This is a genomic window from Pseudomonas sp. S04 (assembly GCF_009834545.1).
Classification (GTDB): Bacteria; Pseudomonadota; Gammaproteobacteria; order Pseudomonadales; family Pseudomonadaceae; genus Aquipseudomonas.
On sequence record NZ_CP019427.1, the window covers coordinates 279,409 to 297,509 of the forward strand.

Genomic DNA, 18,101 nt, shown 5'->3' on the forward strand with positions numbered 1-18,101 from the left:
AAGTGTCGCGTCTAATCGCTAATACTGATCTACCGATAGATGGCGTCGATCAAGAGCCGGCTTGTGATCTCTGATAAATCGCAAAACAGGCTTCCGCCAGGGCTGAGCGCGGTGCGCTGCGGCGCATGATCAGCCCCAGGCGGCCAAGGGTTTGCGCGTTTGCAATCGGCTGCAGGCGCAGGTGTTCGGTCAAGGCTTCCAGGCCACCTTCCAGGGGCATGATGGCGCAACACAGGCCACCGTGGACGGCCTGCAACAATTGATGAACGGCATCGGTCTGCAGCAATGGTTGTGGGTTGAGGCCCCGGCTGTGGAAATTGTGGTCGATGGACTGGCGAAAGTGCATGCCGCTGGTGAGCATGCCCAGTGGCAACTCGATCAGCGCTTCCCAGCTCAAGGGCGTCTCGCCGAAAGTGAAGAAACGCTGGTCATATAGCAGGCCCATGCGGGTTTCGCTGAAGGCCAGCGAGTCGAAGCGCTCGCCATCCAGGCGCTCGAGATAGGACACACCCAGGTCCAGGCGGTTGTTCGCCAGTTGTTCGAGGATTTGCTCGGAGCTCAGGGCCGACAGCTCGAAGCGCAGGTTCGGGTGTTCGCCGTGCAACTGGTGCAAGAGCGGCAGCGGATCGAAACTCGACAGCGGCACCACCCCCAGGCGCAGTGTGCCGACCAGGTTACCGCGACAGGCCGCAGCTTCCGCGTACAGGCCGTCATAGGCGGCCAGCACGGTGCGCGCCCAGGCCAGCACCCGCTCACCGGGGGCGGTAAAACCTTCGAAACGCTGGCCGCGATTGACCAGCGGCAGGTCCAGCTCTTCTTCCAGGCTGCGCAAGCGCATCGACAGGGTGGGCTGGGTGATGTGGCAGCGCGCGGCGGCCTGGCCGAAGTGGCGGGTTTCGTCGAGGGCGATGAGGAATTTCAGCTGTTTGATGTCCATCTTCATTCCTGGGCGCGGTGAGGGACGGATTCTAGCGGTTGGGTTGCCGTGCGTCATTGGTCGGTTGGGAACCGCGTTGCGCAGAGTTGGTCTAGTCTTTCGCGACCGGACCTATTAAACCCAAGGAGAGTGCACCATGAGTCTTTTGAGCTTTGTGAAAGAAGCAGGCGAAAAACTGCTGGATCTGCTGACACCGGGTAACGCCAATGCGAGCGAGCAGTTGAAGGATCACATCGCGAAGGTCGGCCTGGGCAACCCGAATGTGCAGGCCACGGTGGATGGCGACAAGGTGACTGTGACGGGCGAAGTCAGCAGTCAGGAAGAGAAAGAGAAGATCCTCCTGGCGGTGGGCAACATTGCCGGCGTCGGCAGTGTCGATGACCAGATCACGGTGAGCGGGCCAGTGGTGGCCGCTGCACGCTTTGTAGTAGTGAAGAAGGGTGACACCCTCAGCGCGATTTCCCTGGCGGTGTATGGTTCGGCCAACCAGTACAACAAAATCTTCGAGGCCAACAAGCCGCTGTTGTCGCACCCGGACAAAATCTACCCGGGCCAGACGTTGCGTATTCCTGAGTAACCCTCAAGCCCGCTCCCACAGGGTTGATGCGCGCCCTGTGGGAGCGAGCCTGCTCGCGATGCAGGCGACCAGGTCTAAAGCCCCGCAATAAGCTCTTGATAATCCCCCACCGCGGCAAACTCGGCAGTGTCCTTGGGCCCTTTGCGGCTATCCGGCACGCTGACGGCCAGTAGATGCGCCACACCAAAATCCCGCGCACTGCGCAGGATCGGCAAGGTGTCATCGATGAACAGGCTGCGGCTTGGGTCGAAGCCGATGTCGGCCTGCAACGCATCCCAGAACTGTCGGCTCTCCTTGGGGAAGCCATAGTCGTGGGAGCTGATCAAACGCTCGAAGTAGGGCGCCAGCTCGATCCTTTCCAGTTTCAGCGACAGCGAATCGCGGTGGGCGTTGGTAATCAGGATGACCCGCTTGCCGGCCTGCTTGATCGCCGCCAGAAAGGTATCGGCATCCGGGCGCAGGGCGATCAGGTGAGCGGTTTCCAGCTTCAACTCGCGCACGGGCAAGCGCAGTTCACTGCTCCAGAAATCCAGGCAATACCATTGCAACTGACCGGCGTTGCGCTCGAACAACGGCTGCATTTCCAGCTCGGCCATGGCCCGGCTGATGCCGTGCAATTCGGCGTAGCGCTGGGGCAGGTGTTCCATCCAGAAATGGTTGTCGTAGTGCAGGTCCAGCAGCGTGCCGTCCATATCCAGCAGAACGGTATCGATGTCGCGCCAGGGCAGTGTGGGCATTGCAGGCTTCTCCAGCGGGAAACAGATATCCGGCATAAACAATCAGGAAAGGCCGGGTATAGTAACCCGTTCACGCCAAGGAGCCGCTATGCGCCAAAAACCCGAAGTCCTAGCCCGCGAGATCGTCGCCACCAGCCGCCTGTTTTGCGTGGAAGAGGTGCAACTGCGTTTCTCCAATGGCGTGGAGCGCACCTATGAGCGATTGGTCGGCAAGGGCGCCGGGTATGGCGCAGTGATGATTGTGGCGATGCTCGATGCCGACCATGCAGTACTGGTCGAAGAGTATTGCGGTGGTACCGATGCCTATGAGATGTCGTTGCCCAAGGGCCTGATCGAGCCGGGCGAGGATGTGCTGGCCGCTGCCGAGCGCGAGCTCAAGGAGGAGGCCGGTTTTGGCGCGCGGCAACTGGAGCACCTGACCGAGCTGTCGCTGTCGCCGGGTTACATGAGCCAGAAAATCCAGGTGGTGCTGGCCACCGAGCTCTATGAAGAGCGCCTGGAAGGGGACGAGCCGGAGCCGATGCGGGTTGATCGGGTCAATCTGCGCGAGCTGGCAGCGCTGGCGCAAAACCCGCAGTTCACCGAAGGCCGGGCCTTGGCGGCGCTGTACCTGGCCCGCGACCTGCTGACCCAGCGCGGAGCGTTCCAGCCATGAGGGATTTACCCCAGGCACACCCGTTGCTGGCGTCGGTGGTCGAGCTGGCGCTGCAGGCTGGCGAGGCGATCCTGCCGTTCTGGCGCACCGGTACCGAGGTGATGACCAAGACCGACGATTCGCCGGTCACCGCCGCCGACCTGGCGGCGCACCATGTGATTCTCGCGGGCCTGACGGCGCTTGATCCGAGCATCCCGGTGCTCTCGGAAGAAGACGCCAATATCCCGCAAGCCGTGCGTGCTGGCTGGCAGCGCTGGTGGCTGGTGGACCCGCTGGACGGCACCAAGGAGTTCATCGCCGGCAGTGAAGAATTCACCGTCAACATCGCGCTGATCGAGCAGGGGAGCGTGGTGTTTGGGGTGGTGTCGATGCCGACCAATGGCCGCTGCTATTTCGGCGGTGCGGGGCTCGGCGCCTGGCGCGCCGACAAAGACAGCGCCGCGCTACCGATCCAGGTCCGCCAGGCGCCGGGGGCAGGCGAAGCCTTTACCGTGGTTGCCAGCCGCCGCCATTCCAGTCCGGAACAAGAGCGTTTGCTGGCGGGCTTGAGTGCCAGCCTGGGTGAGTTGCAGTTGGCGAATATCGGCAGCTCGCTGAAGTTCTGCCTGCTGGCCGAAGGCGCGGCGGATTGTTACCCGCGATTGGCGCCAACGTCCCAGTGGGATACCGCGGCAGCGCAAGGCGTGCTCGAAGGCGCGGGCGGCGAAGTGCTGGAACTGAGCGGTGTGCCCTTCACCTACCCAGCCCGGGAATCCTTACTCAACAGCTTCTTCCTGGCCTTGCCGGCCAAGGCCTCGTGGCGGCAAAAGCTGCTGGAACTGGCTCGGGCCTGAACCAGCGCCACTGCTCATGTTCTTCAGCGATGCAACACATATTGCCCGCTGAAGGTCACCGCATCGTCATTGCTGTCGGCGTTGACGATGCGCGTTTGCAGGGTCAGGCGAGCCCGGCCATAACGCTGGTACATGGCCAGGAACTTGTTCCACACCGCCGCACTCGGTGCCGCGCAAATGGCAATCCCGTCGGTGGTCACCGGCAGCGGATAGCTGATGTGCCCTTCCTGGATCACGATGTGCCCGTCCTCGATGCCGGCTTCGCGCAGGCGCAGGTGCAACCAGCCCCAGCCGGCCAGCACGGCGGCGCAGTACAGGCTGCCACCGAACATGGTGCTCTTGTGGTTGACGTTGGCTGCCAGCGGTAGCTGCAGGCGCAACTGCCCGGACTGCCAGTCGAGCACCTTGAGGCCCATGTCCCGCGTCAGGGGGATGTCGTGGTGCAGGATCGATTCCAGGTAACGACTGTCGTGGTTCATGCGTGGGCCTCATGGTGGGTTGCCGGGATGACAGCTGGCGGGCTGTGGCTCAATCGAGCTCCTCGCCGCTGTTGTGGGCGCCGGCGGCGTCGGCGAAGTTCAGGCCGTGTTTGCGCAGTTTGTCATGCAGGGTCTTGCGCGGCACCCCCAGGGCTTCGGCGACGCTGCGCAGGGAGCTGTGGGAGCGTGCCAGTTCGGCGGCGATCAGGTTCTTCTCGAAACTTTCCACCTGCTCGCTGAGGTTGCCGCTGGGTTCGGCAGTCAGCGACACGGGACTGCCATCGTCGGCAGTGGAGTCGAGCGCCAGTTCCAGGCCGAGGGCAAAACGTTCGGCGGCATTCTGCAGCTCGCGCACATTGCCCGGCCAGCGATGGCGCAGCAGCAACGCACGTTGCCCCGGGAGCAATTCGTGGGGCGCCAGGCCATGGCGTTCGCTGGCTTCATCGGCAAAGTGCTGGAACATCATCAGAGCATCTTCGCCGCGTTCGCGCAGGGGTGGAATGCGCAGGGGTGCGACGTTCAGGCGGTAGTACAGGTCGGCGCGAAAGCGCCCCTGGTCGGCCGATTGGCGCAGGTCTTCCTTGGTCGCGGCAATGATGCGGATGTCCAGCGGGATCAACTGATTGCCCCCCAGCCGCTCTACTACCCGCTCTTGCAGCAGACGCAGGAGCTTGACCTGCACGTCCAGGCTCATGCTCTCGATTTCATCGAGGAACAGCGTGCCGCCGTTGGCGAATTCGAACTTGCCGATGCGTCGTTTCTGCGCCCCGGTGAACGCCCCCGGTTCGTGGCCAAACAGTTCGCTTTCGACCACCGACTCGGCCAATGCACCGGCGTTGATCGCGACGAAGGGGCCGTTGCGGCGGTTCGACAAGTCGTGCAGGGCGCGGGCCACCACTTCCTTGCCGGCGCCGGTCTCGCCGAGGATCAGCACATCGGCCTTGGTCGGGGCCAGCGCGCCGATCTGCTCGCGCAGGCGCAGCATCGACGGCGAGTGACCGATCAACCGCGTGCTCAGTTCATTCCGATCGCTCAGGGCCAGGCGCAGGCTGCGGTTTTCCAAGACCAGGCGGCGCAGGGCCAGGGCCCGGCGCACGCTGTCGAGCAGGGCATCGCTGGCGAAGGGTTTTTCGAGGAAGTCATAGGCACCGGCGCGCATCGCCTGCACCGCCAAAGGCACGTCGCCGTGACCGGTAATCAGCAAGACCGGCAGCTCCGGGTCCTGGGCGTGCAGTTCGGCCAACAGCTCCAGGCCGTCCATGCCGGGCATGCGTATGTCGCTGACCACCACGCCGGGCCAGTCGCGCTCCAGGCGCGCGGCCAGGCCCTGGGCTTGCGCCAGCGGCAGAATCTTCAGCCCGGCCAGGTCCAGCGTTTGGCTCAGGGCCTGGCGCAGGTGCGGATCGTCGTCGATCAGCACCACTTCAATCCGATTGTCGATCAGGTTGCTCATTCACTGCGGTCCTCGGACGGTTGCAGGCTTACACCGGGTGCGCCAGCGCGCAGCCGCAGGGTGATCAGGGCGCCGCCTTCCTTGTGGTTGGCGAACGACAGTTCACCGCCGAAGGCGCGCATCAGGGTTTCGCAGATGGCCAGCCCCAGGCCAAGCCCCTGGGTGCGGGTCTTGGTGGTGTAGAACGGCTCGCTGGCGCGGCCCAGGGCTTCCATGCAGAACCCCGGGCCATTATCGCGAATGTACAGATTGACGCCCTCGGCGGTGGTTTCGGCACTCAACCAGAGTTTGCGCGGTGGACCTTTTTCGGTGAGGGCATCGAGCGCGTTGGCCAGCAGGTTGCCCAGCACTTGGCGCAGGCGGGTTTCGCCGGCCTCGACCCACAACGCGGCGGCCGGCAGGTCGCGGATCAGCTCCACTTCCATGCTGCGGCGACGCTTGGCCAGCAACGCCAGGGCATCGTCCAGCGCCGGTTGCAGGGCGACGCTTTCCGGGGCATGGCGGTCGCGTCGGGCGAAGGCGCGCAGGTGGGCGATGATCGAGGCCATGCGCCCGGTCAGTTCGCTGATCAGCTTGAGGTTGCCGCGGGCATCGTCGGTGCGTTGATGATCGAGCAGTACCTCGGCGTTCTCGGCGTAGCTGCGGATCGCCGCCAGCGGTTGATTGAGTTCGTGGCTGATGCTCGCCGACATGGTGCCCAGCGCCGAGAGTTTGCCGGCCTGCACCAGGTCGTCCTGGGCGCGGACCAATTCCTGTTGCGCCTGCTCACGCTCCAGCACTTCTTCCCGAAGCCGGCGGTTGAGGCCTTCCAGGTCACTGGTGCGCTCGGCCACCCGGACTTCCAGTTCACGCCGGGTCTTGGCTTCGAAGTCGATGCGCTGCAGATAGTGGCGCCGGCGCTGCATCATCAGCCCCAGCAGCAACATCAGCACCAGCAGCGTCGCGCCGCCGATGGCCAGCACCGTGCGCACGGGGCGGTCGATCAGGGTCCTGGGCGCAAGAATGCTGACGCGCCAGCCGGTTTCATCGATCTGCTGGGTCTGGGTCAACCAGGCGTTCTGGTCGATCTGCAACGGTCGTGGATCGAGGGTCGGGTAGGGCTGCACGGCAGCGATGGCGGTGCGCTCGTCATCCGTCAGCGGCCGGCTTGCACGGAAGCGCCAGTCCGCCCGCGAGGTGAGGATGACCACGCCATTGTGATCGGTTACCAGCAGTTGCTCCGGAGTGTTGCCCCACAGGCTTTCGGTGTGGTCGAGGTCGACCTTGATCACCAGCACGCCGAGTATTTCCTCGCCGTCGCGCACTGCAGCTGCGAAGTAATAACCGCGCTTGGTGGAGGTGGTGCCCAGGCCGAAAAAGCGTCCGAGGCGACCCTGCATGGCTTCGCTGAAGTAGGGGCGGAAGGCGAAGTTGCGGCCGATGAAGCTGTCCTGTTTGTCCCAGTTCGACGCGGCCAGCGTGTTGCCGCGCACGTCCATCAGGTACATGACCTCGGCCCCGGTCTGGGCGCTGATGTTTTTCAGGAAACGGTTGGCGTTGCCCTGGGTCACGCCATCGTCCGGCGCCCCGAGGACGGCGCGCAAGGCGGGCAGATCGCCGAGGATCTGCGGCAACACCTCATAGCGGTGCAGGGTGCCCAGCAGGTTGGCGACGTACAGGTCCAGGGTCTGGCGGTTCTGTCCGGCCAGTTCGCTGCGGTAATAACGCTCGGCCAGGTGCTCCAGCGGCCACAGCAAGGGGGCCAGGCACAGGGCAAGCAAGGCCAGGCTGCGCCAACGGGGTCTGCGGGGGAGGGCTGGAGTCATGGGCATCGGGCATCGCCTGGGGGGACCGCTGCATTATGCCTAGGCTTGCGCGGCGAGACACTCGCGCAACGCGTTCCATCACGCTGACCGATCACTGACCGCTGCCGGGGGTTGCGTATCGCCCTGAGCAGTGGCGATATAGACGCCTTACAAAAATTCCAGGGGTCGTTGTATGTTGCTCGCCACGTTGATTCACCGCGCCAGTCTGGCCAGTCCGCAAGTCAGCGCAGAACAAGCACTGGAGTTGCTGCGTGAGCACTACGGGTTGAGCGGGACGCTGCAGTCACTGGGCAGCCAGCAGGACCTCAACTATCGGCTCGACAGCGATCAGGGGCGCTTCGTCCTGAAAATCTGCCGGGGCGACTATGCTGCGCTGGAGCTTGAGGCTCAGCACGCTGCGCTCAAACACCTGGCGACACGCCCGGGGCTGCATGTGCCGCGGGTCATCGCAGCGAAGAGCGGCGCCGACCTGCTGACCCTGGAGCTGGCCGGCCAGTCCCTGCACGTGCGCTTGCTCGACTACATCGACGGGCAATCCCTGACTCACCTCGATCACCTGGGCCATGAAGTGGTGGCCGGGTTCGGGCGGCTTTGCGGCGAAATGGACCTGGCCCTGGCCGGGTTCACCCATCCGGGACTGGAGCGCACATTGCAGTGGGATGCCCGCCACGCCAGTGCACTGACCGAACACCTGCTGCCGGTAATCGGCGACCCACAGCAGCGCGAGCTGATCAGCGCCGCCGCCTTGCACGCCGAGCAGCGCTTGCGGCCCCTGCAGGCAAAGCTGCCGGTGCAGGCGATCCACATGGACATCACCGACGACAACGTGGTCTGGACGCGAGATGCGCAACGGCATTGGCAGTTGCAGGGGGTGATCGACTTCGGCGATCTGATCCGCACCTGGCGCATCACCGATCTGTCGGTGACCTGCGCGGCGCTGCTGCACCATGCCGATGGCGATCCCATGGTGATCCTGCCGGCGGTGCGCGCCTACCACGCGGTCAATCCGCTGCAGCGTGAAGAGTTGCAGGCACTCTGGCCACTGATTGTGGCGCGGGCGGCGGTGCTGGTGCTCAGCGGCGAACAGCAGGTGAGCATCGATCCGCAGAACCAGTACAGCCGCGACAACTTGAGCCACGAGTGGGAGATCTTCCGCGTCGCCACGTCGGTGCCTTTCGAGCTGATGGAAGCGGCGATCCTGGTGACTGCCGGCGAGTCGCTGCCGGTGATCGCCAGCCAGGGCTTTGCGCCCTTGCTGCCGAGCCTGGTGGGGCGCGAGTTCGCCTTGCTCGACCTGGGTGTGCTGAGTGCACACTTCGAAGCCGGTAACTGGGAACAGGAGGGCATCGATCAGCGTCTACTGGCGCAAGCGGCGCAGGCCCACGGCCTGGCGGCCAGTCGCTACGGACAGTACCGCCTGTCCCGGACCCGTCCGGACAGTGCGGTGGAACCGGACACTTACCCGCTGCACGTCGATTTGCAGGTGCCGATGGGCACTGCGATCGAGGCGCCGTTTGCGGGTGTCATCCACTTGAGCGCCGATGGCCGCCTGCAGCTCGACAGTGCCCAACTGAGCGTGCGCCTGTGGGGTGTCACCCCGTCGCTGCACAGTGGTGCCGCAGTGCTCAAGGGCCAGGTGCTGGGGGAGGCCGGCGGCGCGTTGCGGGTGCAATTGTGTCGTGGCGCCGAACTCGATCCGCCGCTGTTCTGCACGCCGTCCCGGGCTCCGGCCTGGCAAGCATTGTGCCCGTCTCCGGCGGCGTTGCTGGGGTTGGCCTGCGATGCCGAGGTCGAGCTCGATCCGCACACGTTGCTGGCCCGTCGGGATGCCAGCTTTGCTCGTTCGCAAAAGCACTATTACGTCGATCCGCCGCGGATCGAACGGGGCTGGCGCAACCACCTGATCGACATGCAGGGCCGCTCCTACCTGGACATGCTCAACAACGTCGCGGTGCTGGGCCACGGTCACCCGCGCATGGCCGCCGAGGCCAGCCGGCAGTGGTCGCTGCTCAACACCAACTCGCGCTTTCACTATGCCGCCATCGCCGAGTTCTCCGAACGCTTGCTGGCGCTGGCGCCGGACTCGATGGACCGAGTGTTCCTGGTCAACAGCGGCAGCGAGGCCAACGACCTGGCGATTCGCCTGGCGTGGGCCTACAGCGGCGCTCGCGACATGCTCAGTGTGCTGGAGGCGTATCACGGCTGGACGGTGGGGGCGGACGCGGTGTCGACCTCAATCGCCGACAACCCGCAAGCACTGAGCAGTCGCCCGGACTGGGTGCACCCGGTCACCGCGCCAAACACCTACCGGGGTGAGTTCCGCGGGCCCGACAGTGCGCCGGATTACGTGCGCAGCGTCGAGCACCACCTGGCTCGACTGGACGAGCAGAAGCGCCCGTTGGCGGGTTTCATCTGCGAGCCGGTGTATGGCAATGCCGGTGGTATCTCGTTGCCCGCGGGATACCTGCAGCAAGTCTATGGGCTGGTCCGCGCGCGGGGCGGGGTGTGCATCGCCGACGAGGTACAGGTCGGTTATGGGCGCATGGGCAAGTTTTTCTGGGGCTTTGAAGAGCAGGGCGTGGTCCCGGACATCATCACCATGGCCAAGGGCATGGGCAATGGCCAGCCCTTGGGGGCGGTGATTACCCGTCGGGAAATTGCCCAAGCGCTGGAAGCCGAAGGCTACTTCTTCTCTTCGGCCGGTGGCAGCCCGGTGAGTTGCCGCATCGGCATGGCGGTGCTGGATGTGATGGAAGAAGAAAAGCTGTGGGAAAACGCCCAGGTCGTCGGCGGCTATTTCAAGGAACGCCTGGAGGCCTTGGTCGAGCGTTATCCGTTGGTCGGTGCGGTGCATGGCTCCGGTTTTTACCTGGGGGTGGAACTGGTCCGCAACCGCGAGACGCTCGAGCCGGCCACCGCAGAAACTGCCCTGCTGTGCGACCGCCTGCGCGAGCTGGGGATCTTCATGCAGCCGACCGGAGACTTCCTCAACGTCCTCAAGATCAAGCCGCCGATGGTCACGTCGCGCCAGAGTGTCGATTTTTTTGTCGACATGCTGGCGAAGGTGCTGGGCGAAGGCTTGTAAACCCGCGCTGGCAAGCGGAGCGCCGCCCGGCCCGCTCCCACAGGTTGGGTGGGTGTCTGCAAAACTGTGGGAGCGGGCTTGCCCGCGATGAGGCCAGTAAATCCTCCATAAATATCGATTATTATCGGCATTAGTAGCTGATAAAAGATAAATTCGCATATCAGGCACTTCAAAAGCCGATTTTTATCGGTTATAAAGTCGCCTAACGCCGCGCTGTGAATTTCTGCGCCCGGCCGATCCCCTTTCTGTCATCGGTCGATGCCACGCTCGACCCCCTGCACCCGCCCGGGAGATGATTCATGAGTCGTATCGTTACTGTCGCCGCTACCCAGATGGCCTGTTCCTGGGACCTTGAAGCCAACATCGAGACCGCCGAGAAGCTGGTCCGTGAGGCTGCAGGCAAGGGCGCGCAGATCATCCTGATCCAGGAGTTGTTCGAGGCCCCGTACTTCTGCCAGAAGCCGAACCCGGACTACCTGCAACTGGCGACCCGCGTTGAAGACAACGTGGCCATCAAGCACTTCCAGAAAGTCGCCAAGGAGTTGCAGGTGGTCCTGCCGATCAGCTTCTACGAGCTGGCTGGCCGAGCGCGCTTCAACAGCATCGCGATCATCGATGCCGATGGCAGCAACCTGGGGATTTATCGCAAGAGCCACATCCCCGATGGCCCTGGCTACCATGAAAAGTATTACTTCAATCCGGGCGACACCGGCTTCAAGGTGTGGAACACCCGCTACGCGAAAATTGGCGTGGGCATCTGCTGGGACCAGTGGTTCCCGGAGTGCGCCCGCAGCATGGCGCTGCTCGGCGCAGAGATCCTGTTCTACCCGACGGCCATCGGCAGCGAACCGCACGACAAGAGCATCTCCTCGCGCGACCACTGGCAGCGGGTACAGCAGGGCCATGCCGGCGCCAACCTGATGCCGTTGATCGCCAGCAACCGTATCGGCAACGAAGAACAGGACGGCTACGACATCACCTTCTACGGTTCTTCGTTCATCGCCAACCAGTTCGGCGAGAAGGTCGAGGAGCTCAACCAGACCGAAGAAGGCATACTGGTGCACAGTTTTGATCTGGATGAGCTGGAGCACATCCGCAGCGCCTGGGGTTCGTTCCGCGATCGGCGTCCGAACCTGTATGGCCCGCTGAAAACCCTAGACGGTTCCCTGGAGTCCTGATTGTTATGACCACTTTGCACAGCACCCCCCGCGCCGACGGTTTCTACATGCCGGCTGAATGGGCCCCCCAGACCCAGGCCTGGATGGTCTGGCCAGAGCGCCCGGACAACTGGCGCCTGGGCGGCAAGCCTGCACAAGCCGCCCACGTGGCAGTGGCCAAGGCCATTGCCCGCTTTGAACCGGTGACCGTTGCCGTGTCCGCCGGCCAATACGAAAACGCCCGCGCCCGCCTCGATGTACCGAATATTCGCCTGGTCGAGATGTCCAGTGATGACGCCTGGGTGCGTGATACCGGCCCGACCTTCGTCATCAACAACAGCGGTGAAGTGCGCGGCGTGCACTGGGACTTCAACGCCTGGGGCGGTTTCGACGGCGGCCTGTACTCGCCGTGGAACCGTGACGCGCAAGTCGCCGGCAAGATTCTCGAGATCGAGCGCAGTTCGCGTTACCGCACCGAGGGCTTCGTGCTCGAAGGCGGTTCGATCCACGTCGACGGTGAAGGCACGCTGATCACCACCGAAGAATGCCTGCTCAACCGCAATCGCAACGCGCACCTGAGCCGCAGCGAAATCGAAGCGGTGCTCAGCGCGCAACTGGCTGTGGATAAGATCATCTGGTTGCCGGACGGTCTGTACAACGACGAAACCGACGGCCATGTGGATAACTTCTGCTGCTACGTGCGTCCCGGCGAAGTGCTGCTGGCCTGGACGGATGACCCGCAGGACCCGAACTACCCACGTTGCCAGGCGGCCATGAACGTCCTGCAAAACAGCACCGACGCCAAGGGCCGCCCGTTTGTCGTGCACAAGATGCCGATCCCGGGGCCGCTGTATGCAACCGAGGAAGAATGCGCGGGAGTCGATCCGGTAGACGGCAGCCAGGAGCGTAATCCTTCGGTGCGCCTGGCCGGTTCCTACGTGAACTTCCTGATCGTCAACGGCGGCATCATTGCCCCCAGCTTTGACGATCCGCTGGATGGCCCGGCCAAGGAAATCCTGCAGAACCTGTTCCCGCAGCATGAAGTGGTGATGGTGCCGGGGCGTGAACTGTTACTGGGTGGCGGCAACATTCATTGCCTGACCCAACAGCAACCTGCGCCCCACAAAGGTTGAGTGAAGTTGTAACAGCCTGTGGCTGGCGATGACCGGGCGTTTTAGCCCGCGTCATCGAGGCATTCACAGCCAGCCCGCAGCCCGAAAGGACTGCGGGCTTTTTTATAGCCGCACGTCGGGCTGCCAGGCGCCTTGGCATAGCTCTTGTATTGGTCCGAGGGTGATTCCCGGGAATGCAGAACGGCGATGTTCTGTCATAAACCTTGGATAAGTTGGCCGCTCAAGAACCGGGAGAGAGCGCTGCAATGAACAGGGTCAGCGAGCGGACAGCACATCCCTTGGCACTCAATCGCGAGTCGCTGCAAGTGCTGGCGCAATGGTTGAAGTCCAACGGAACGCGACAGGTCAGGGAACCCGACCCGCGCAGGATGATGATCGAGCGCTACCCCGCTGATTTTTTCAGCGAGGCAGAACTGGAAGCGCTGTGGGATGTGATGCAAGGATAGACAACAATGGATTGCTCAAGCGCTGCCCGGATGGCAGCGCTTTTTTTTGCCTTTAGAAACTGTAGGTCCCGGTGACGACCAGGCTGCGGGGTGCCCCAGGCTGGATCTGGTAGGCGCTGGTCGACGACTCGTAGTAAGTCTTGTCGCTGATGTTGTTCAGCGCTGCGCGCAGGTCCCAGTCTTTCTGGCGGAAACCGGCCAGGGCGTCCCAGCGGCCATAACCGGGCAGGACGGTGGTGTTGAGGTTGTCGGCGTAACGATCGCCCACCAGGGTCAGGCCCGTCTCGGCGTACCAGCCCATCTCCGGTTTCCAGGTGATGAACAGGCTGCCGTTGCGCTTGGCGACGTTGCTGATGCGCTTGCCCTCAAAGCCGTTGTTATCTTTCTCGACGGTGGCGTCCTGAAAGCCCATGCCGCCGCGCACATACCAATTGCCGGTGATTTTCCCGGCGCCAGTCAGTTCGATACCACGCGAACGTTGCACGCCGGTGAGCAGGGTCACGGTCGGATCGTTGGAATCGCTGGTGCGACGGTTGTAGAGCTCAAGTTCGTAGATCGCCAGGGTGGTGCTCAGGCGGTCGTCGAGCCAGTCGCTCTTCACGCCGATCTCTTTCTGCTTGGTCAGCTCGGGGCTCAGGTCGTTGACGTTGGTGGTCAGGCCCGGCGTGATGCCGATCAGGCCGCCACCGACGGGCGAGAAGGTCTTGCTCCAAGAGGCGTAGAACGAGTGGTTCTGCAGCGGGGTCCAGACCACGCCGAGCCGTGGGCTGGTGCTGTGGCTGTCGCGGTCTTCGGAGATGTTCTTGAGCTGGTTGGTCGAGTCGACATCGAAGGTGTCATAACGCACACCGGCCAGCAGTTGCCATTGATCGTTGAGGCGCAGTTGGTCCTGCAGGTAAATGGCGCGGCTTTCGACTTCGGTGTGGGAGTCGCTGAAGACCTGCATGCGCCCGGTGTGCACGATGTTCCGGTCGGGGTGGTACAGGTCCAGGTTCGGCACGGGGCTGTTGCCCGGTGGCGTGGTGGCCGCGTTGTACAGTTTCGGATCGCGGCGCTGGCTGCCCAGTTCCAGCCCGCTGAGCAGGCGATGCTCGAGGCCGAAGGTGCTGAAACCGCCTTCCAGTTCCAGGTTGTTGAACACATTGCGGGTGGTCAGGTCCTGTTGCCAATGCTGGCGAACCACCTGGTTGGTCGTGGTGTTCACATTGGTGACGTAGGTGTTGTCGAAATCACTGTTGAGCTTGAACACCCCCAGGGTGTGGCGCAGTTGCCAGTTGTCGGCAAGCTCGTAACTGAGTTTCGAGCGCAGGGATTGCGACTTGTCGTCGATGAAATCGTTATCGGTGCCGTAGGTGGTATCGCGGCCGACATCGGCGGGCCGTCCGTTGATGGCCGGGATGCCGCGATCGGGCGTGCGGTTGTAGCGGCTGTATTCGTACTGCACCAACCAGTTCAGGTCCGGTGTCAGTTGCCAGCTCATCGACGGTGCGAACAGTTGGCGGCTGCCACTGACGCCGTCGCGGAAGCTGTTTTCATCCAGGTTGCCCATGTTCAGGCGCAGGCTGAGGTTTTCGCTCGGGTCGGTGCTCAGGTCGGCATACAGGCTGCGCATGTCCTCGCTGCCGCCCTGGGCTTCGAGGGTCGAGCGGCGGCCGAACTCTGGCAACTTGCTCACCCGGTTGACGATCCCGCCCTGGCTGCCACGGCCGTACAGCACTGCGGCCGGGCCTTTGAGCACTTCAATGCGCTCGATGTTGTGCAAGTCGCGCACGTACTGGCTGTCGTCGCGGATGCCGTCGAGGTAGAAATCGTTACTGGCGTCGAAACCGCGAATGCGCAAGCTGTCGAAGCGCGTGTCGGCGCCGCTGCTGACGTTGGGGATGCCGCCCAGGGCCGTGCCCAGGTCGTTGGTGCCGTAGTCGGAGAGGTTGGCGGTTTTTACCGAGTCGATGGCCTGCGGGACGTAGCGCACCGGGGTGGCGGTGCGGGTCGCGGTGCTGACTATCTTGACCCGTGAATCGTCGATTTCGCCTACTTCGGCGCTGATCGAGGTGGCGGGCAATTCAGTGATCGCAGCGCAGGTAAAACCGCCGGTCAACGAGGCGCATAAGCCCAGGGTGACGGACGTAAGACGGAAGGGGGCAGGCATTTGAAACGCATCCGGAGGGGTAGGTCATTCGAGGGTGCGAATGGTAATGCTTGCTATTTACTTCCGTTAATTATTCCTGATGCCCCGCCTGGGTTGATTGTTACTAATTATTTCGTTGGCGATTCGACCGCTCTGTGCAACAAACCAAGTCGCGAGGCGAGGTTTTTCCAGGATCGCGTCCGGCATAACCTGCTTGCCACTCATTCTGACCCTTTGCTGGAGCCCCGGATGTCTGGCCCGACCCTTCATTATATTTACGATCCCTTGTGTGGCTGGTGCTATGGCGCTAAACCCCTGGTGCAGGCAGCGCAGGCGGTTTTGCCGGTTTTGCTGCACGGCGGCGGCATGATGACCGGAGCCGACCGGCAGCCGGTGAGTGCGCAATTGCGTGACTATGTGATGCCCCACGACCGGCGAATTGCCGAGTACAGCGGGCAGCCGTTTGGCCAGGCTTATTTCGACGGCCTGCTGCGTGATCACTCGGCAGTCTTCGATTCGGCGCCACCGACCGCAGCAGTGCTGGCAGCGGAACGGCTTGGTGGTCGTGGCCTGGAACTGCTCGGGTGCTTGCAGAGTGCACACTATGTGCAAGGTCGGCGCATTGCCGAAGAGGCGGTGCTGCGGGAACTGGCCACCGCCATCGGCCTGGACGCCGAGGCCTTTGAGGCGGAGTTCAAGCAGATCCTGGCCAACGAGTTGCAGGTCCACTTCAAGCACAGCCGCGGGCTGCTGGCAGAGGTTGGCGGGCAAGGGTTTCCGACGCTGGTGCTGGAGCAGGATGGGCAGTTTTCCCTGATCGATATCGGCCCTTGGCTGGGCAAGCCTGAAGCCTTTGCCCAATGGCTGGGCCAGTCGCTGAAACAGCCTGCGCTTGATAGCGCGGCAGTGGCTCTGACCTGTGGGCTGGACGGTTGTGTCCATTGATCGTGCGGGCTCAGCGGCTTATCCACGAGTCTATGAGTACCGCCGGCAACTGATTTCTTAGACAATTTTCGTCTTATTACAGACGATTCACGAAATTGACACACAGTTACATGCGCGGATAGGATTCGCCCCAACGCCTGTGGCACGTAGCCACGACTCAAAACAATAAAAAAGGGCCCGCCACGCTTTTGTGTGGGCGGGCCCTTTTGTTTAGGGATGAAAAAAGAGCGCAAAAGCAGCCATTTCAGCCAGCGGTCACAGCGCGTATCAACCCGTAATAAGGAAAATAACATGTTGAATAAGCGTATTAGTCTGATCGCACTGGGGATGTTGAGCGCGACTCAAGCAATGGCCAATGACCAAGCTGAGTCCAAGGGTTTTGTTGAAGACAGCAGCCTGAAAGTGCTGCTGCGCAACGCCTACATCAATCGCGATTACAAGGATGGTAACGACGATAAGGCCGAATGGGGCCAGGCTGCCATTGGCACCTTCTCCTCGGGCTTCACCCAGGGCACCGTCGGTGTTGGTGTGGACGCTTTCGGTCTGTACGCTCTGCGCCTGGACGGCGGCAAGGGTCGTAGCGGTGCCGGTGGCATCGACTTCTTCAAGCAAGGCGACAGCGGCGCTGCAGCCAACGACCTGTCCAAGGCTGGCGCGGCGGTGAAATTCCGTCTGTCGAGCACCGTGCTGACCTACGGTGACCAGATGCCGGCCCTGCCGGTGCTGAACTACGACAACTCCCGCCTGCTGCCGGAAAGCTACACCGGTACCCTGATCACTTCCAAAGAGATCGAAGGCCTGGAACTGAACGCCGGTCGTTTCACTGCCGAGTCGCGTAAAAGCGCCGAAGGCCGTGACAGCGGTGGCCTGAAGTCGATCAACGTGTTGGGCGGTAGCTACCAGTTCACCGAGCAGTTCAAGGGCGCGCTGTACGCTTCCGACGTCGAAGACGTGCTGAAGAAGCAGTACATCAACCTGAACTACGTGTTCCCGCTGGCCAGCGATCAGTCCCTGACCCTGGACCTGAACGGCTACCGCACCAAGCTGGAAGACTCCTACGTTCGTGAAAGCGGCGCCACTGGCGACGACAACAAGATCTGGAGCCTGGCAGGCACCTTCGCCACCGGTCCGCACTCGTTCACCCTGGCGCACCAGCGCAGCACCGGTGACAGCAACCTGGGCTACGCCTACGGCGGCTACCAGAAAGACCAGGGTCGTGTCGGTGACGGTGGCAATACCATCTACCTGGCCAACTCCTACTGGTCCGACTTCAACGCTGAAGACGAGCGCAGCTGGCAGTTGGGCTACGGCCTCGACTTCGGCGCTTTCGGCGTGCCAGGCCTGACCTACAACGTGGCTTACGTGCGTGGCGACAACATCACCACCTCCACCAGCACCGGTGGCACCGAGCGCGAAATCTTCAACCAGTTCAAGTACGTGGTCCAGAGCGGCCCGGCCAAAGACCTGAGTGTGAAGCTGCGTAGCTCGATCCTGCGCGTGTCGCAGAAATCCAGCGAGTACAACGTCAGCGGCAACGAGCTGCGGGTGTACGTGGATTACCCGATCAACGTGTTCTGATAAAGCATGCGTGATCGCGGCCTGATACCAGGCTGAAAAAAAAAGCCCCGACTCGCGAGAGTTGGGGCTTTTTTATGCTGAAAACATCCCGCCCCCTGTAGGAGCGAGCCTGCTCGCGATGGACGTCAGGACAACGCAATCCGCCTGATTGCG

The 18,101-nt window shown here is 62.8% G+C and carries 15 protein-coding genes; 9 read left to right on the top strand and 6 right to left on the bottom strand.

The window, feature by feature from the left end; all coding sequences use genetic code 11:
• Nucleotides 1–49 precede the first annotated feature (49 nt).
• Nucleotides 50–937, bottom strand: coding sequence for a LysR family transcriptional regulator (locus PspS04_RS01180; protein WP_095167445.1), 888 nt, complete (start codon nt 935–937; stop codon nt 50–52).
• A 136-nt stretch (nt 938–1,073) separates the two neighbouring features.
• Here PspS04_RS01180 and lysM point away from each other — a divergent pair, with 136 nt between their 5' ends.
• A complete protein-coding gene (gene lysM, locus PspS04_RS01185) occupies nt 1,074–1,514 on the top strand; it encodes a peptidoglycan-binding protein LysM (RefSeq protein WP_159993154.1) in 441 nt (146 codons plus the stop codon).
• 74 nt (nt 1,515–1,588) lie between these two features.
• On the opposite strand, the gene yrfG is transcribed toward lysM, so the two are convergent.
• Nucleotides 1,589–2,251, bottom strand: coding sequence for a GMP/IMP nucleotidase (gene yrfG, locus PspS04_RS01190; protein WP_095167441.1), 663 nt, complete (start codon nt 2,249–2,251; stop codon nt 1,589–1,591).
• A gap of 88 nt (nt 2,252–2,339) precedes the next feature.
• On the opposite strand from yrfG, the gene nudE reads away from it, so the two are divergent.
• Both nudE and cysQ read left to right on the top strand, forming a co-directional pair.
• Nucleotides 2,340–2,906, top strand: a complete 567-nt coding sequence (gene nudE, locus PspS04_RS01195; RefSeq protein ID WP_095167439.1) for an ADP compounds hydrolase NudE — start codon at nt 2,340–2,342, stop codon at nt 2,904–2,906.
• Nucleotides 2,903–3,739 carry a 3'(2'),5'-bisphosphate nucleotidase CysQ gene (gene cysQ / locus PspS04_RS01200; protein ID WP_159993156.1) on the top strand — a complete coding sequence of 279 codons (837 nt, stop codon included), beginning with the start codon at nt 2,903–2,905 and terminating at the stop codon, nt 3,737–3,739. Before nudE ends, cysQ begins: the two co-directional genes overlap by 4 nt.
• Nucleotides 3,740–3,762: 23 nt before the next feature.
• On the opposite strand, the gene PspS04_RS01205 is transcribed toward cysQ, so the two are convergent.
• The 3 genes from PspS04_RS01205 to PspS04_RS01215 are packed head-to-tail and all read right to left on the bottom strand — an operon-like array spanning nt 3,763 to nt 7,476.
• Entirely contained in the window at nt 3,763–4,218 is a 456-nt protein-coding gene (locus tag PspS04_RS01205) for a YiiD C-terminal domain-containing protein (RefSeq protein ID WP_095167435.1), read from the bottom strand.
• Between the two features lie 49 nt (nt 4,219–4,267).
• The gene (locus PspS04_RS01210; RefSeq protein WP_095167433.1) at nt 4,268–5,671 is read right to left on the bottom strand and encodes a sigma-54-dependent transcriptional regulator; all 1,404 of its coding nucleotides are present in this window, start codon (nt 5,669–5,671) and stop codon (nt 4,268–4,270) included.
• Complete coding sequence (locus PspS04_RS01215; RefSeq protein ID WP_159998706.1) at nt 5,668–7,476, bottom strand: sensor histidine kinase; 1,809 nt, start codon at nt 7,474–7,476, stop codon at nt 5,668–5,670. The genes PspS04_RS01210 and PspS04_RS01215 overlap by 4 nt, the downstream gene beginning before the upstream one ends.
• A gap of 172 nt (nt 7,477–7,648) precedes the next feature.
• Here PspS04_RS01215 and PspS04_RS01220 point away from each other — a divergent pair, with 172 nt between their 5' ends.
• The 4 genes from PspS04_RS01220 (at nt 7,649) to PspS04_RS01235 (ending at nt 13,297) form a co-directional block, all read left to right on the top strand.
• On the top strand, nt 7,649–10,561 hold the full coding sequence (locus tag PspS04_RS01220) for an aminotransferase (protein ID WP_159993158.1): 2,913 nt from the start codon (nt 7,649–7,651) through the stop codon (nt 10,559–10,561).
• A 299-nt stretch (nt 10,562–10,860) separates the two neighbouring features.
• Nucleotides 10,861–11,739: an N-carbamoylputrescine amidase gene (gene aguB / locus PspS04_RS01225; protein ID WP_095167429.1), complete on the top strand. Its 879-nt coding sequence runs from the start codon at nt 10,861–10,863 to the stop codon at nt 11,737–11,739.
• 5 nt (nt 11,740–11,744) lie between these two features.
• A complete protein-coding gene (aguA, locus tag PspS04_RS01230) occupies nt 11,745–12,851 on the top strand; it encodes an agmatine deiminase (protein WP_095167427.1) in 1,107 nt (368 codons plus the stop codon).
• 245 nt (nt 12,852–13,096) lie between these two features.
• Complete coding sequence (locus tag PspS04_RS01235; protein WP_159993160.1) at nt 13,097–13,297, top strand: hypothetical protein; 201 nt, start codon at nt 13,097–13,099, stop codon at nt 13,295–13,297.
• A 52-nt stretch (nt 13,298–13,349) separates the two neighbouring features.
• Here the strand turns inward: PspS04_RS01235 and PspS04_RS01240 are convergent, their stop codons facing one another.
• Complete coding sequence (locus PspS04_RS01240; protein ID WP_159993162.1) at nt 13,350–15,446, bottom strand: TonB-dependent receptor; 2,097 nt, start codon at nt 15,444–15,446, stop codon at nt 13,350–13,352.
• Nucleotides 15,447–15,674: 228 nt separating this feature from the next.
• On the opposite strand from PspS04_RS01240, the gene PspS04_RS01245 reads away from it, so the two are divergent.
• Together PspS04_RS01245 and PspS04_RS01250 are read left to right on the top strand one after the other, a co-directional pair.
• Entirely contained in the window at nt 15,675–16,370 is a 696-nt protein-coding gene (locus tag PspS04_RS01245) for a DsbA family protein (RefSeq protein ID WP_159993164.1), read from the top strand.
• A gap of 291 nt (nt 16,371–16,661) precedes the next feature.
• Nucleotides 16,662–17,948, top strand: coding sequence for an OprD family porin (locus PspS04_RS01250; RefSeq protein WP_095167420.1), 1,287 nt, complete (start codon nt 16,662–16,664; stop codon nt 17,946–17,948).
• Nucleotides 17,949–18,101 lie beyond the last annotated feature (153 nt).

Excerpts from the sequence above, each read along its gene's own strand:
- PspS04_RS01180 (WP_095167445.1), bottom strand. The coding sequence starts at position 937 with ATGGACATCAAACAGCTGAAATTCCTCATCGCCCTCGACGAAACCCGC.
- lysM (WP_159993154.1), top strand. The coding sequence starts at position 1,074 with ATGAGTCTTTTGAGCTTTGTGAAAGAAGCAGGCGAAAAACTGCTGGAT.
- yrfG (WP_095167441.1), bottom strand. The coding sequence starts at position 2,251 with ATGCCCACACTGCCCTGGCGCGACATCGATACCGTTCTGCTGGATATG.
- nudE (WP_095167439.1), top strand. The coding sequence starts at position 2,340 with ATGCGCCAAAAACCCGAAGTCCTAGCCCGCGAGATCGTCGCCACCAGC.
- cysQ (WP_159993156.1), top strand. The coding sequence starts at position 2,903 with ATGAGGGATTTACCCCAGGCACACCCGTTGCTGGCGTCGGTGGTCGAG.
- PspS04_RS01205 (WP_095167435.1), bottom strand. The coding sequence starts at position 4,218 with ATGAACCACGACAGTCGTTACCTGGAATCGATCCTGCACCACGACATC.
- PspS04_RS01210 (WP_095167433.1), bottom strand. The coding sequence starts at position 5,671 with ATGAGCAACCTGATCGACAATCGGATTGAAGTGGTGCTGATCGACGAC.
- PspS04_RS01215 (WP_159998706.1), bottom strand. The coding sequence starts at position 7,476 with ATGACTCCAGCCCTCCCCCGCAGACCCCGTTGGCGCAGCCTGGCCTTG.
- PspS04_RS01220 (WP_159993158.1), top strand. The coding sequence starts at position 7,649 with ATGTTGCTCGCCACGTTGATTCACCGCGCCAGTCTGGCCAGTCCGCAA.
- aguB (WP_095167429.1), top strand. The coding sequence starts at position 10,861 with ATGAGTCGTATCGTTACTGTCGCCGCTACCCAGATGGCCTGTTCCTGG.
- aguA (WP_095167427.1), top strand. The coding sequence starts at position 11,745 with ATGACCACTTTGCACAGCACCCCCCGCGCCGACGGTTTCTACATGCCG.
- PspS04_RS01235 (WP_159993160.1), top strand. The coding sequence starts at position 13,097 with ATGAACAGGGTCAGCGAGCGGACAGCACATCCCTTGGCACTCAATCGC.
- PspS04_RS01240 (WP_159993162.1), bottom strand. The coding sequence starts at position 15,446 with ATGCCTGCCCCCTTCCGTCTTACGTCCGTCACCCTGGGCTTATGCGCC.
- PspS04_RS01245 (WP_159993164.1), top strand. The coding sequence starts at position 15,675 with ATGTCTGGCCCGACCCTTCATTATATTTACGATCCCTTGTGTGGCTGG.
- PspS04_RS01250 (WP_095167420.1), top strand. The coding sequence starts at position 16,662 with ATGTTGAATAAGCGTATTAGTCTGATCGCACTGGGGATGTTGAGCGCG.